This window comes from Pseudomonas hydrolytica, from assembly GCF_021495345.1.
In the GTDB taxonomy this organism is placed as follows: Bacteria; Pseudomonadota; Gammaproteobacteria; order Pseudomonadales; family Pseudomonadaceae; genus Aquipseudomonas; species Aquipseudomonas hydrolytica.
In genome coordinates, this window is the sequence record NZ_CP099397.1 from 494,766 (window position 1) to 508,268 (window position 13,503).

The window sequence follows — 13,503 nt, forward strand, 5'->3', positions numbered from 1 at the left end:
TGGCTCGCTCAACCCGGATCGCGATGATCGGGATAGCGATTGTCCACGGCCACGCTGACAGTGTCGCGGGTGGCGATATCGATGCCTTCGCTGGCCACCTCGGCGAGGAAATCGATCTCCTCCGGGGTGATCACGTAAGGCGGCAGGAAGTACACCACGCTGCCCAGCGGGCGCAGCAGCGCACCGCGCGTTAGTGCGTGCTGATACACCGCCAGGCCGCGCCGCTCCTGCCAGGGGTAGGCGGCTTTGCTGGCCTTGTCCTGCACCATCTCCACCGCCAGGGCCATGCCGGTCTGGCGCACTTCGGCGACATGCGGATGATCCTTGAGATGCTCGGTGGCGCTGGCCATGCGCGCGCTCAGCGCCTTGTTGCGTTCGATCACATCGTCATCGCGGAAGATGTCCAGAGTCGCCAGGGCGGCGGCGCAGGCCAGCGGGTTGCCGGTGTAGGTGTGCGAGTGAAGGAAGGCGCGCAGGGTGGCGTAGTCGTCGTAGAAGGCGCCGTATACCTCGTCGGTGGTCAGCACCGCGGCCATCGGCAGATAGCCGCCGGTCAGCGCCTTGGACAGCACCAGGAAATCGGGAGTGATGCCGGCCTGCTCGCAGGCGAACATCGTGCCGGTGCGGCCGAAGCCCACGGCGATCTCGTCATGGATCAGGTGCACGCCATAACGGTCGCAGGCTTCGCGCAGCAGCTTGAGGTAGATCGGGTGGTACATGCGCATGCCGCCCGCACCCTGGATCAGCGGCTCGACGATCACCGCGGCTACTTCATGGTGGTGCTCGGCCAGCGTCTGCTCCATATGAGCGAACATGACGCGCGAATGCTCCTCCCAGCTCACGCCCTCGGGACGCAGGTAGCAGTCCGGGCTGGGTACCTTGAGGGTGTCGAGCAGCAGCGCCTTGTAGGTATCGGTGAACAGCGACACGTCGCCCACCGACATCGCCGCCACGGTTTCGCCGTGGTAGCTGTTGCTCAGGGTCACGAAGCGCTTCTTGCCGGCCTGGCCGTTGTTGAGCCAGTAGTGGAAGCTCATCTTCAGCGCCACCTCGATGCCCGAGGAGCCGTTGTCGGCGTAGAACACCTTGTTCAGGCCAGGCGGGGTGATCTGCACCAGGCGCTCGGACAGTTCGATGACCGGCTGGTGGGTGAAGCCGGCGAGCATCACGTGCTCGAGGCTTTCCAGCTGCTCGCGGATGCGGGCATTGATGCGCGGGTTGGCATGGCCGAAGACGTTGACCCACCAGGAGCTGACCGCATCCAGATAGCGCTTGCCGTCGAAGTCCTCCAGCCATACGCCGGAGGCCTTGCGAATCGCCACCAGCGGCAGGCGCTCGTGATCCTTCATCTGGGTACAGGGATGCCACAGGACCTCGAGGTCGCGCTGCATCCAGTGGTCGTTCAAGCTCATGGTGCGTCTCCCAATCATCAGCGCAACAGCCTACCAGAAGGCGCGCCCGCCGATCCGCCGGATACGGCCGTCCGGCCCCGTATGACGAACTTCCCCGGCGCTGCGCTGGACTAAGCTGGCGGGTTGGAATCACGCCTTTTTAATATCGTATTTCTCGATATTTCATAGCGAAATTTTCCGCTTTAAATCGATAGATTTGCCGTTAGTCTTGCTCGGAAACTGGATTAGGGAAGCCCCCATGCAATGGCGTAACACCTCTGCTCGTTATGGTCTGGTCAGCGTGCTGTTGCACTGGCTGGTGGCGCTGGTCGTGTTCGGCCTGTTCGCCCTGGGGTATTGGATGGTGGGCCTGAGTTATTACGACCCCTGGCGGCAGAGCGCGCCCGATCTGCACAAGAGCATTGGCATCCTGCTGTTCGCCGTGATGCTGCTGCGCCTGCTGTGGCGTCTGTTCAGCCCGGCTCCCGCAGCGCTGGCCAGTCACGGCCGGCTCACTCGCCTGGCCTCCAGACTGGGCCACGGCCTGCTCTATCTGGGCCTGTTCGGCGTGATGATCTCCGGCTATCTGATCTCGACCGCCGATGGCCGTGGCATCAACGTATTCGGGCTGTTCAGTGTGCCGGCAACCCTGACCGGTATCCCACAACAGGAAGACATCGCTGGCGCCATCCACGAATACCTGGCCTGGGGGCTGGTGATCTTCGCCGGGCTGCATGGCCTGGCGGCACTCAAGCACCATTTCATCGACCGTGACAGCACCCTGCTGCGGATGTTCGGGCGCTGAAGTCATTCACAACCGGGCCAAGGCCCATCTAGATCGACAACCTCGCAAGGAGAACACCCATGTTGAAGAACGCCCTCGCTGCACTGGTTCTGGGTTCCGCGCTGATCGGCGGCCAGGCCATGGCGGCCGACTACGCCATCGACAAGCAAGGCCAGCATGCCTTCGTCAACTTCAAGATCAGCCACCTGGGTTACAGCTGGCTGTACGGCACCTTCAAGGACTTCGATGGCAAGTTCAGCTTCGATGCCGCCAACCCGGAAGCCAGCAAGGTCAGCGTCACCCTCAACACCGCCAGCGTCGACACCAACCACGCCGAGCGTGACAAGCACATCCGCAGCGCCGACTTCCTCAACGTTTCCAAGCACGGCACCGCTACCTTCGAGTCGACTTCGGTCAAGTCCACCGGCGAAGGCACTGCCGACATCACTGGCGACCTGACCCTTAACGGGGTGACCAAGCCCGTGGTCATCGCCGCCAAGTTCATCGGCGAAGGCAAGGATCCGTGGGGCGGCTACCGTGCCGGTTTCGAAGGCACCACCACGCTGAAGCTGAAGGATTTCGACATCACCAAGGATCTCGGCCCGGCTTCGGAAACCGTCGAGCTGATCATCTCGGTCGAAGGTATTCGTCAGTAAAGAAAGCGGCCGCTTGCGGCCCAGCTGATGACCCTCTCCCATTTATGGGAGAGGGTGCCCGAAGGGCGGGAGAGGGCTGGTTCTCCACTGGCCTCTCCCCCTAAACAAAAACGCCGCCCATCGGGCGGCGTTTTCGTTTGCGCGTCAGCTTACTCGTCGCGATTGCGCGTGAGCAGTGCCGGCTTCTCGCCGCGCGGGCGCGTGCTGTTGCTCAGCTCGTCGAGTTGCTCGGCGGTGGGGAAGCGATCCAGGCGCGAACCCTTGTGCACGATGACGGGCTGCTTCTCACGCGGATTGCGCACGGCGGCCTCTGTGCGAGGCAGTTCGTCGCGGTCGAGCGAGGTGATGCGACCGTCATGGGCGGGACGGCCACGACCACGATTGCTGCCGTTGCGGCCCTGGCCGGGTTGTCCGCCCTGGCCGCTGCCCTGGCGACGGTTCTTGCCCGCACCATTGCCGCCGCCATTGTTGTTGCGCGGGCCCTTGCCGTTCTGACGCTGGCCCTGCGGCGCGCCATTGGCGGGTGCGGCGCCGGGACGACGCCCGCGGCCCTGCTGCTTGTTCTGGTTGGGACTGACGTAGTCGACACGGTTGCCGAAGTTGTCGATCTCGTCGTCGAGAAATTCTTCCGGATCGCGATCCGGAGGCAACGGTGGAATCGCTGCGGCGGGCTGGCTCGGGCCATCGTTGCGCGGGCCCTGGCCACGGCGCTTCTGCCCTTGCGGCTTGGCCTTCTGCTCCTTGCCGCTGTCCTTGCCCTTATCCTTGCGGCCGCTGCCGTGGCGCTCGCCCTTGGGCTTGTCGCCGCCTTCGGCCTTCTGCTTCTTCTGCCCGGCATTGCGTGGTTGACGCGGTTCGCGCACTTCCGGGCGCTCCGCTTCCACGGCGCTGGCATCGAAACCCATCAGATCGCCATCGGGGATCTTCTGCTTGGTCATGCGCTCGATGCTTTTCAGCAGCTTCTCTTCATCCGGGGCGACCAGCGAGATGGCCTCGCCGCTACGGCCGGCGCGACCGGTACGGCCGATACGGTGGACGTAGTCTTCCTCGACGTTGGGCAGCTCGAAGTTGACCACGTGCGGCAGCTGGTCGATGTCCAGACCACGGGCGGCGATATCGGTGGCGACCAGGATGCGTACCTTGTTCGCCTTGAAGTCGGCCAGGGCCTTGGTGCGCGCGTTCTGGCTCTTGTTGCCGTGGATCGCGACAGCCGGCAGACCGTGCTTGTCGAGGTACTCGGCCAGACGGTTGGCGCCGTGCTTGGTGCGGGTGAATACCAGCACCTGTTCCCAGGCACCCTGGGTGATCAGGTGGGCGAGCAGGGCGCGCTTGTGGCTGGCGGCCAGGCGGAATACGCGCTGCTCGATGCGCTCGACCGTGGTGTTCGGCGGCGTGACCTCGATGCGCTCCGGGTTGTGCAGCAGCTTGCCGGCCAGGTCGGTGATGTCCTTGGAGAAGGTCGCCGAGAACAGCAGGTTCTGGCGTTGCGCCGGCAGGCGGGCGAGGACCTTCTTCACGTCATGGATGAAGCCCATGTCGAGCATGCGGTCGGCTTCGTCCAGTACCAGGATTTCCACGTGGGACAGATCGACGCTGCCCTGGCCGGCCAGGTCGAGCAGGCGGCCCGGGCAGGCGACGAGTACGTCGACGCCCTTGGCCAGGGCCTGGACCTGCGGGTTCATGCCGACGCCGCCGAAGATGCAGGCGCTGACGAATTTCAGGTCACGCGCATAGATCTTGAAGCTGTCGTGCACCTGGGCGGCCAGTTCGCGGGTGGGGGTCAGCACCAGCACGCGCGGCTGTTTCGGGCCGTGGCGCTGTTCGCGGTCCGGGTGACCGGCGGGGAACAGACGCTCGAGAATCGGCAGGGCGAAGCCTGCGGTCTTACCCGTGCCCGTCTGGGCCGCCACCATGAGATCGCGACCTTGCAACACGGCGGGAATGGCCCGCTGTTGCACCGGAGTGGGCTGGGTGTAGCCGGCGGATTCGATCGCACGGACTAGAGCCTCGGAGAGACCGAGGGAAGCAAAGGACATGGGCAATCCTGTACGTAGTGAGGGCGTGGCCCTATGGGGTGATATTGCCTGGCTTGAATCATGCGTGGGGCGCGTGATCCCGTCCGGTACTGCTGGCTTCTGGGAGCTAGCATCCGGGCGCAAGCCTGGCGGGAAGGCCCGAGTATAACAGAGCTGATGGCCTGCGCAGCTACCAGCCTGTCGGTTGGTTCACGGCCTGGAATCTTCGGGCCTGGCGTAGCGCGCCTGCAGGCGTGCGTAGGCGGGTTCGCGCTTGAAGCGGCGCAGCTCGCGAGCGAAGTCGGTCGCCAGCTGCTGCAGCGCCGGGTCGCGGCGCAGCGCCAGGTACATGCGGTCGTGGCCGATGGCCTTGCGGTTGTAGTCGACCTGATCCAGCAGGCCCAGCTGCGCGCTGAGAAAGAGGCCCGCACGGCGGTCATTGACCACCAGGTCGACACGGTGACGCACCAGCTTGCCCAGGTTGGCTTCGTGAGTTGGCGCCTCCTCGCGGCTGAACAGCGTCGAGTTACGGAAGGCTTCGTTGTTGTACCAGTAGCCGGGCGAGATGCCGATCACCAGATCGCGCAGGTCTTCCAGGCGCTCATAGGGGTAGGGGCGATTGCGTGCGTGGAACAGCACGAACTCGACTTCGCTCAGCGGCTCTTCGACGAAGAGCATGCTCGCCTCGCGTTCGGGCAGATGGAAGATGTCCAGAATGCCGTCGGCATGTCCCTGTTCCAGCGCCAGCAGGCAGCGCTTCCAGGGCATGAACTGCAGGTCCAGTTCGATACCCAGCCGGTGCAGCACCTCGCGGCTGATCTCGTAGTCGAGACCGGCCGGCTGGCCGTTCTCCTCGAAGACGTAGGGCGGCCAGGCTTCGGTGACCACGCGCAAGGTCTCGCCGCGTGCGGCGAAGGCGAGGCCGCACAGCAGGAAGATGGCGATAATCTGGCGCTTGAATAATGGCATAGCGCCAGATTAGCGATTTTGCCCGCGCGGTGAAAGCACAGGCGATCTGCCTATTCCACCACCCGATAGCAGGGCTCATAGGCGCTGCCGCCGGGCAGTTTCATCCGATGCTGTTCGACGAAGGCCTGCAGCAGGCGATCCAGCGGACGCATGATGCTTGCCTCGCCGCGGATCTCGTACGGGCCGTGCTCCTCGATCAGGCGAATGCCGTTCTCCTTGACGTTGCCCGCGACGATGCCGGAGAAGGCGCGACGCAGATTGGCAGCCAGTTCATGCAGCGGTTGTTCGCGGGTCAGCTGCAGGCCGGCCATGGCTGCGTGGGTCGGCTCGAACGGATGCTGGAAGCTTTCGTCGATCTTCAGCAGCCAATTGAAGTGGAAGGCGTCGTTGCGCTCGCGGCGGAACTGGCGCACGGCCTTGATGCCGACAGCCATCTCGCGGGCCACTTCGGCCGGGTCGTTGAGGATCATGCGGTAGCGCTGCTGCGCCGCCTCGCCCAGGGTGGCGCCGATGAAGTCGTGCAGCTGCTGCAGGTAGGTGCTGGCGCTCTTCGGGCCGGTGAGGATGACCGGGAAGGGCAGGTCCTTGTTGTCCGGGTGGGTGAGGATGCCCAGCAGGTAGAGAAATTCCTCGGCGGTACCGGCGCCGCCCGGGAAGATGATGATGCCATGGCCGACGCGGACGAAGGCCTCCAGACGCTTCTCGATGTCCGGCAGGATCACCAGCTCGTTGACGATCGGGTTGGGCGCCTCGGCGGCGATGATGCCCGGCTCGGTCAGGCCCAGGTAGCGGCCGGTGAGGTTGCGCTGCTTGGCATGGCTGATGGTGGCGCCCTTCATCGGCCCCTTCATCACGCCCGGGCCGCAGCCGGTGCAGATGTCCAGGCCACGCAGGCCCAGCTCGTGGCCGACCCTCTTGGTGTACTTGTATTCCTCGGTGCTGATCGAGTGGCCGCCCCAGCACACCACCATCTTCGGCTCGACGCCGCTGCGCAGGGTCTGCGCGTTGCGCAGCAGGTGAAAGACGTAATCGGTGATGCCTTCGGAGCTTTCCAGATCGATGCGTTTGTTCTCCAGCTCGCTCTGCGTGTAGACGATGTCGCGCAGGGCGCTGAACAGCATCTCGCGGGTGCTGGCGATCATCTCGCCGTCGACGAAGGCATCGGCCGGCGCATTGATCAGCTCCAGGCGGATGCCGCGATCCTGCTGGTGGATCTTCACTTCGAAGTCCGGGTAGGCCTCGAGAATGGTCTTGGCGTTGTCGCTGTGCGAGCCGGTGTTGAGGATCGCCAGGGCGCACTGGCGGAACAGGCGGTAGACGCTGCCGGAGCCGGTTTCGCGCAGTTGCTGCACTTCGCGCTGGGAGAGGGTTTCCAGGCTGCCCTTGGGGCTGACGGAGGCGTTGATGCGGGGGCGTTTGAGCATGAAGTGGTCCTGGTGGCAAGGTCGCGACGAAGGCCGGCGCGGAGGGGAGTTCGAATGCGTTGTCGGAAGCAGGTGTTGTGTTTGTCGGTGGCTGGCGGTCAGTGTCTGGCGGATGGCGTGTCGGTTGCGGGTTCGCTCGGGTTCAGCAGAAATACCACATAGCCGCGGAACCAGGGACTGCTTTGCAGGTAATCCGGCGCCTGCCATTCGCCGTTTTGTATCAGGCCGATGCGAAACGGCAACTGCAGCCGTGCGATGCTCGGCAGGTAGCGCTGGTGGTCGGCGATGCTGCTGCGGCCCTGGTAGGTCTGCATCACCACTTCGTCGACCACCCCGGCCAGGCGGTTCAGCGCCGCCGGGTCGGCATTGCCGGCCCAGTCCAGCAGGCCGGTGATGCTCAGGCGGTACTGCCTAGGCAGACGCTGGCGCAGGTCTTCGAGGAAGACGGCGTAGCGGCTCAGGTGCAGCGTTTGCGCATCGAAGTCGATCTGCACCCCGCTGACCCGGTTGCCGGCACGCTGCCAGCGTTGCAACTGGCTGAGCAGCAGGGCGAATACCTCGTCGTTCCAGTCCAGGGTATGCGCGCGATACACCACCCAGAGCTCGACGTCTTTCGACAGCCTGGGCGTGGCCGGGTTCTGTGCCAGCATGCGCGCCGCGGGATCGCCGGCGCGGCGCGGGCCGTCGATCTGCCCCTGCAGCACGTACAGCGTACGGGCCTGGGCCAGCACCGGCTGTGGCGTCACGCCCGCCCACAGCCAGAACGCCTGATGCTCGCCGGCGTCGACGCGCGTGGCCTGCGCCGGCAGGCCGGCTGCCAGCAGGAGCAGGCCTACCAGTAGTACTTGAGTCGCTGCGCCCACTGGGTGTCCGCGTAGCTGCGCTTGAGGGTCTGGAACCACTGCTTGCGTTGGTCCTTGCTGATGTCCTGGCCGTCGCAGCTGTTATAGCCGCTGGGCGCATAGCAGTTGATTGCGCGGAACAGGGCGTAGGCCTTGTCCTCGCGGCTGACCTGCGGCCCAGTCAGCAGCAGCTGGTAGGCGGCCAGGCGGGAAAAGGATGCGCCCTGGAACTGGCTCGGTGCGCTGCCCAGTTCGCCGGCGGCCGGCGGGCGGTTCAGCCAGTGCTCGTCGAGGCCGTGGATGCGGATGAAGTCGCCCAGGCACAGCATGCCCTGGGCGTCCTCGGCATTGGCGGCGAGGCGTTCGGCGATCCTGACCAGGCTCGGGCAGGCATAGCCGGCATCGCTGCCACCGCTCCAGGCGAACAGGCCAGGATCCAGGCGCTGCGCTGGCTGTGTCGGCTTGTACGGGAACTGCGCGAAATCGCGGAGAAAGTCGGCGTAGCGACCGTAATCCAGATCGCGATAGAGCAGGGTGTACAGCGCGGTTGCGCGCTCGCCTGCCGGAGTCTGCTCGTTTCCCGCCTGCTGGCGCAGCAGCTCGGGGCCGGCGCCATAGGCCAGCAGGCGCTCGCGGATCGGCGCGGTGCTGATCGGCGAGTCGGTGGCGAACACCTTCTCCAGTGCGCCACTGCGCTCATGGTTCAAGGCCAGGGCCAGTTGCAGTTGGGCGCGCTGCAGCGGGTCTTGGCTGCGCGCCAGCAGTGCCTGCCAGTGCTGCAAGGCTGCGGCGTTCTCACCCTTGGCTTCCAGCGCCAGGCCGCGCAGGGTTTCCTGGCTGAAGGCGAGGGCGTTCATCGGCTCGGAACCGGCATCCGGCAGGGCGGCGAGCGCCTGCTGGGCATCGCCGCCGCGGTAGAAATGCCAGGCAGCGACCAGGTAGGCGTGCAGGCCGGGCTGGCTGGCGAAGCGCGGCTGCTGCGCCTGCAGTTGTTCGAGGCTGAGGCGCGGCTCGCGGTTGCTGCCGGGATCGCGCAGCTGGATCAGGTCGAGCATGGCCAGCAGCAGCGGGTCTTCGATGGCATCCGGGGCGAGGCTGGGCAGCAGCTTGGCGTCCAGCTCCTCGATCAGTGCGGGCATGTCGACCTGCTGCGCGCCACGCTCGAATTGCCGGGCAAAGGCCTCGGCAAAGCGCCGGGTGTCCCCGGCAAGCCAGTACACGCGACGTTGCAGGCCGCGCGCCGAGTCGCTGTAGAGGCCCTGCGGATAGTTGCTCAGGTACTGCTTGAAGGCCTTCGCGCTGGCGTCGAGGCTGGGTTTATCCACCTGCTCCGGACTGAAGAAACCGTACTCGTCGAAGGCGTTCAGCTGCGCCTGGTTCAGCGCGACGCGACCGAGCAGGTATTGGGCGGTTTCGCGTAGCCAGGGCTGTTCGCTGCTCGCGAGCTGGGCGAAGCGCTCATGGGCGTGGTCGAAGTCGCCGCGATAGAAGGCGTCGGCGCCGCGCAGGTAGTCGCCGAAGGCCCGGGCCGCGGGCGATTGCAGCTGCGTCGGCGGCGGCAGGATGTCCTCTGCTTGCGGATCGCCCTCTCCGCACAGGCTCAGCAGGCTGCGCCGCGAGCGGGCCAGTGCCTGCGCTTCGCTCGCGGCCAGATCCGGCGTGGCGCCGAGTGCATCGACGAAGCCGCGCATGGCCTGCAGGTCGTTGCTGCGGCAGCGATTGCCTTCGCCTTCGGCGAAGCGCTGTACAGCCAAGGCATCCGCTTCGCTGTCGATGCCCAGGCGCTGCAAAGCCTGGGTCAGGTACGCCAGGTCCGGGTCGACGCCTTGCTCGTCGGCCTCGGTCGCCTCGCTACGGGCGCGGCTCGCATCGAGCATGCCGAGGCTGAAGGGCACCAGGCCGTAGCCGTACTCGTAACCGTCGAGTGCCAGCGGTTCGCGCGTCAGCTTCAGGTGGCCGGCATCGTCGAGCAGCAGCTGCAGGTTGACCCGGCTGTCGTTGCCGGGGCTGAGAAAGGCGAGGTTGTTGCACGCCGAGAGCTGGTCCGAGATCAGTTTCCAGCTCGGTGCGCAGGTCATGTCGGAGCTGGCCAGGGCAGGGGCAGCGTGCAGCCCCGTGAGCAGGGCGAGGGGAAGGAGGCGCTTGAATGTCATGGGCTCATCCTTGAGCGCGGGAGCCGCTGCGCGGCTCCCTGCCCGTCAGCGTTTCAGATCGAGGTTGTTCCAGATGGCCAGGCTGGGGCCGGCCAGGTTCATGCTGTAGAAGTGCAGGCCCGGCGCGCCGCCTTGCAGCAGGCGTTCGCACATCTCGGTGATCACCTGCTCGCCGAAGGCGCGAATGCTCTCGGCGTCGTCGCCATAGGCTTCCAGCTGCTTGCGTATCCAGCGCGGGATTTCCGCGCCGCAGGCGTCGGAGAAGCGCGCCAGCTTGCTGTAGTTGGTGATCGGCATGATGCCCGGTACCACCGGGATGTCCACGCCCAGCTTGCGCACGCGCTCGACGAAGTAGAAGTAACTGTCGGCGTTGAAGAAGTACTGGGTGATGGCGCTGTCGGCACCGGCCTTGGCCTTGCGCACGAAGTTGGCGATGTCGTCTTCGAAGTTGCGCGCCTGCGGATGCATCTCCGGGTAGGCGGCCACCTCGATGTGGAAATGATCGCCGGTTTCGCTGCGGATGAACTCGACCAGTTCGTTGGCGTAGCGCAGCTCGCCACTGGCCATGCCCATACCCGACGGCAGGTCGCCGCGCAGGGCGACGATGCGCTTGATGCCGGCATTCTTGTACAGGTTGAGCAGTTCGAGCAGCTCGGCCTTGCTGTCGCCGACGCAGGACAGGTGCGGCGCGGTCGGCACCTTCACCTCGCCATCGAGTTGCAGCACGGTGTTGAGCGTGCGGTCGCGGGTCGAACCGCCGGCGCCATAGGTGCAGGAGAAGAAATCGGGTTTGTAGGCCGCCAGTTGGCGCGCCACGTCCATCAGTTTTTCATGCCCGGCTTCGGTCTTGGTGGGGAAGAACTCGAAGCTGTAGCGGCGTTCTTGGCTCATAGGTTTCTAGCCTTGGAGACGTAGGGTGGATGGCGTTTTTCCATCCACCTTGCGGGAAGTCGGCGGTGGATAAGCCAGAGGCTTATCCACCCTACGCATTAGTAGCGGTAAGCGTCCGGCTTGAATGGGCCTTCCACGGACACGCCGATGTACTCGGCCTGCTGCTTGGTCAGCCGAGTGACTACGCCACCGAAGCCCTTGACCATTTCCAGTGCCACTTCTTCGTCCAGCTTCTTCGGCAGCACTTCGACAGTCAGACGCTCGGCTTTCTTCTCGGCGGAGAGGTCAGCGAACTTCTGCTCGAACAGGAAGATCTGCGCCAGTACCTGGTTGGCGAAGGAGCCGTCCATGATGCGGCTCGGGTGGCCGGTTGCGTTACCCAGGTTCACCAGACGGCCTTCGGCCAGCAGGATCAGGTAGTCATCGTTGGCCGGATCGAAGCTGCCGGCACCGGTGCGGTGGATCTTGTGCACCTGCGGCTTGACCTCTTCCCATGCCCAGTTCTTGCGCATGAAGGCGGTGTCGATCTCGTTGTCGAAGTGACCGATGTTGCATACCACGGCGCGCTTCTTCAGGGCCTTGAGCATGTTGGCATCGCAGACGTTGACGTTACCGGTGGTGGTGACGATCAGGTCGATCTTGCCCAGCAGCGCCTTGTCAATGCTGGCTTCGCTGCCATCGTTGATGCCGTCGATGTACGGCGATACCAGCTCGAAGCCGTCCATGCAGGCCTGCATGGCGCAGATCGGGTCGACTTCCGAGACCTTGACGATCATGCCTTCTTGACGCAGCGACTGCGCCGAGCCCTTGCCCACGTCACCGTAGCCGATGACCAGCGCCTGCTTGCCCGACAACAGGTGGTCGGTGCCGCGCTTGATGGCGTCGTTGAGGCTGTGACGGCAGCCGTACTTGTTGTCGTTCTTGCTCTTGGTCACGGCGTCGTTGACGTTGATCGCCGGGACTTTCAGGGTGCCGGCCTTGAGCATGTCGAGCAGGCGGTGCACACCGGTGGTGGTTTCTTCGGTGATGCCGTGAATGCGCTCGAGCATCTGCGGGTATTTCTTGTGCAGGATCTCGGTCAGGTCACCGCCGTCGTCCAGCACCATGTTGGCGTCCCACGGCTTGCCGTCCTTGAGGATGGTCTGCTCGATGCACCACTCGTACTCTTCCTCGGTCTCGCCCTTCCAGGCGAATACCGGGATGCCGGCTGCGGCGATGGCGGCAGCGGCCTGATCCTGGGTGGAGAAGATGTTGCAGGACGACCAGCGCACTTCCGCGCCCAGGGCGGTCAGCGTCTCGATCAGCACGCCGGTCTGGATGGTCATGTGGATGCAGCCGAGAATCTTCGCACCCTTCAGCGGCTGGCTGGCAGCGTACTTGCGGCGCAGGCCCATCAGTGCCGGCATCTCGGATTCGGCGATGATCAGTTCCTTGCGGCCCCAGTCGGCCAGGGAGATGTCGGCGACCTTGTAGTCGGTGAAGCCGGCAGGCGTCAGTACAGCGCTCATAATGAGTTCTCCATTCGTTGTCTGCGAATGGGCGCCGTTGATGCGTATGGTTAACGCCCCATCCGAGCCTGACAAACCGGTGTCGACCGACCTGCTGCAGCGCCCCTCGGACGGGTGGCGGGAACGACCGGAGCGGTGCCGGCCGTGTGAAACTCGCGGATTATAGCTGCCAGCGAGGCGCAGCCCAAGGTTTTCCGTCGCCCCACGCGCTGCTGGCACCTGCCACCGAGGGATTGGCCGGATCGCCGCTCACATACCCCGCTTCGGGCCATGGACGCCAGCCGGGTCACGGCTCAGGCTGCGCATTCCATCATCCGAATGCGGAGCTTCCATGACCCTTGCCTACTGGTGCGTGCTGATCGCCATCCTCCTGCCCTATCTGGCCACCACAACCGCCAAGTTCTTCGGGCCCGGTTACGGGCCGCGGGCCAACAGCGACCCGCGCGCCTTCCTCGCCGGCCTCGAGGGCTGGCGCAAGCGCGCCAACAATGCCCAGCTCAATGGCTTCGAGGTGACTCCGGCCTTCGCCGCGGCAGTGATCATCGCCCATCAGGCGGGTGGCGCCGAGCAGGGGCTGCTCGATCAGCTGGCCATGGCGTTCATCGTCAGCCGCGTGCTGTATCTCATCTGCTACCTGGCCGACTGGGGGCCGGTGCGCTCGCTGGTATGGTTCGCCGGCATGGGGCTGATTGTCGCGCTGTTCGTGGTCTCTGCCTGAGTCGCGGCGCCATGGGGTGGGGCCAGGCTGGCGCTGCCTGGTCGCCCTATGCCCTGCGTCAGGGACATCGGGACACCCGCGGTAAAACAGTGCGCTTGGCCTGATGGGGATCAGTGGCGATACTGGCGGACCGTTTTTCAAGCCGGACGCGT

Annotated in this window: 11 protein-coding genes and 1 riboswitch; of the genes, 3 read left to right on the plus strand and 8 right to left on the minus strand. The window is 65.1% G+C overall.

Annotation, left to right across the window (positions count from 1 at the left end):
- Positions 1-8 precede the first annotated feature (8 nt).
- Positions 9-1,412: an adenosylmethionine--8-amino-7-oxononanoate transaminase gene (locus L1F06_RS02360; protein ID WP_129481942.1), complete on the minus strand. Its 1,404-nt coding sequence runs from the start codon at positions 1,410-1,412 to the stop codon at positions 9-11.
- 238 nt (positions 1,413-1,650) lie between these two features.
- Here L1F06_RS02360 and L1F06_RS02365 point away from each other — a divergent pair, with 238 nt between their 5' ends.
- Entirely contained in the window at positions 1,651-2,196 is a 546-nt protein-coding gene (locus L1F06_RS02365; protein ID WP_004373107.1) for a cytochrome b, read from the plus strand.
- A 59-nt stretch (positions 2,197-2,255) separates the two neighbouring features.
- Entirely contained in the window at positions 2,256-2,831 is a 576-nt protein-coding gene (locus tag L1F06_RS02370) for a YceI family protein (RefSeq protein ID WP_129481941.1), read from the plus strand.
- A 149-nt stretch (positions 2,832-2,980) separates the two neighbouring features.
- Here the strand turns inward: L1F06_RS02370 and rhlE2 are convergent, their stop codons facing one another.
- The 7 genes from rhlE2 to ahcY form a co-directional block, all read right to left on the minus strand.
- Entirely contained in the window at positions 2,981-4,867 is a 1,887-nt protein-coding gene (gene rhlE2 / locus L1F06_RS02375) for an RNA helicase RhlE2 (protein WP_177491052.1), read from the minus strand.
- A 189-nt stretch (positions 4,868-5,056) separates the two neighbouring features.
- The gene (locus tag L1F06_RS02380; protein WP_129481940.1) at positions 5,057-5,815 is read right to left on the minus strand and encodes a substrate-binding periplasmic protein; all 759 of its coding nucleotides are present in this window, start codon (positions 5,813-5,815) and stop codon (positions 5,057-5,059) included.
- Between the two features lie 50 nt (positions 5,816-5,865).
- The gene (gene ppnN, locus L1F06_RS02385; RefSeq protein WP_004373099.1) at positions 5,866-7,239 is read right to left on the minus strand and encodes a nucleotide 5'-monophosphate nucleosidase PpnN; all 1,374 of its coding nucleotides are present in this window, start codon (positions 7,237-7,239) and stop codon (positions 5,866-5,868) included.
- 98 nt (positions 7,240-7,337) lie between these two features.
- On the minus strand, positions 7,338-8,102 hold the full coding sequence (locus L1F06_RS02390; protein ID WP_129481939.1) for a DUF3142 domain-containing protein: 765 nt from the start codon (positions 8,100-8,102) through the stop codon (positions 7,338-7,340).
- A complete protein-coding gene (locus L1F06_RS02395; RefSeq protein WP_129481938.1) occupies positions 8,072-10,234 on the minus strand; it encodes a PA5441 family protein in 2,163 nt (720 codons plus the stop codon). The genes L1F06_RS02390 and L1F06_RS02395 overlap by 31 nt, the downstream gene beginning before the upstream one ends.
- Positions 10,235-10,279: 45 nt before the next feature.
- The gene (gene metF, locus L1F06_RS02400) at positions 10,280-11,125 is read right to left on the minus strand and encodes a methylenetetrahydrofolate reductase [NAD(P)H] (protein ID WP_129481937.1); all 846 of its coding nucleotides are present in this window, start codon (positions 11,123-11,125) and stop codon (positions 10,280-10,282) included.
- 98 nt (positions 11,126-11,223) lie between these two features.
- Positions 11,224-12,633, minus strand: coding sequence for an adenosylhomocysteinase (ahcY, locus tag L1F06_RS02405; protein WP_129481936.1), 1,410 nt, complete (start codon positions 12,631-12,633; stop codon positions 11,224-11,226).
- Between the two features lie 22 nt (positions 12,634-12,655).
- A riboswitch (S-adenosyl-L-homocysteine riboswitch) is annotated at positions 12,656-12,747 on the minus strand.
- 217 nt (positions 12,748-12,964) lie between these two features.
- Here ahcY and L1F06_RS02410 point away from each other — a divergent pair.
- On the plus strand, positions 12,965-13,351 hold the full coding sequence (locus L1F06_RS02410) for an MAPEG family protein (protein WP_004373092.1): 387 nt from the start codon (positions 12,965-12,967) through the stop codon (positions 13,349-13,351).
- The last annotated feature ends 152 nt before the right edge of the window (positions 13,352-13,503 follow it).

Coding starts and splice junctions, on each gene's coding strand:
- L1F06_RS02360 (WP_129481942.1), bottom strand. CDS start 1,412: ATGAGCTTGAACGACCACTGGATGCAGCGCGACCTCGAGGTCCTGTGG.
- L1F06_RS02365 (WP_004373107.1), top strand. CDS start 1,651: ATGCAATGGCGTAACACCTCTGCTCGTTATGGTCTGGTCAGCGTGCTG.
- L1F06_RS02370 (WP_129481941.1), top strand. CDS start 2,256: ATGTTGAAGAACGCCCTCGCTGCACTGGTTCTGGGTTCCGCGCTGATC.
- rhlE2 (WP_177491052.1), bottom strand. CDS start 4,867: ATGTCCTTTGCTTCCCTCGGTCTCTCCGAGGCTCTAGTCCGTGCGATC.
- L1F06_RS02380 (WP_129481940.1), bottom strand. CDS start 5,815: ATGCCATTATTCAAGCGCCAGATTATCGCCATCTTCCTGCTGTGCGGC.
- ppnN (WP_004373099.1), bottom strand. CDS start 7,239: ATGCTCAAACGCCCCCGCATCAACGCCTCCGTCAGCCCCAAGGGCAGC.
- L1F06_RS02395 (WP_129481938.1), bottom strand. CDS start 10,234: ATGACATTCAAGCGCCTCCTTCCCCTCGCCCTGCTCACGGGGCTGCAC.
- metF (WP_129481937.1), bottom strand. CDS start 11,125: ATGAGCCAAGAACGCCGCTACAGCTTCGAGTTCTTCCCCACCAAGACC.
- ahcY (WP_129481936.1), bottom strand. CDS start 12,633: ATGAGCGCTGTACTGACGCCTGCCGGCTTCACCGACTACAAGGTCGCC.
- L1F06_RS02410 (WP_004373092.1), top strand. CDS start 12,965: ATGACCCTTGCCTACTGGTGCGTGCTGATCGCCATCCTCCTGCCCTAT.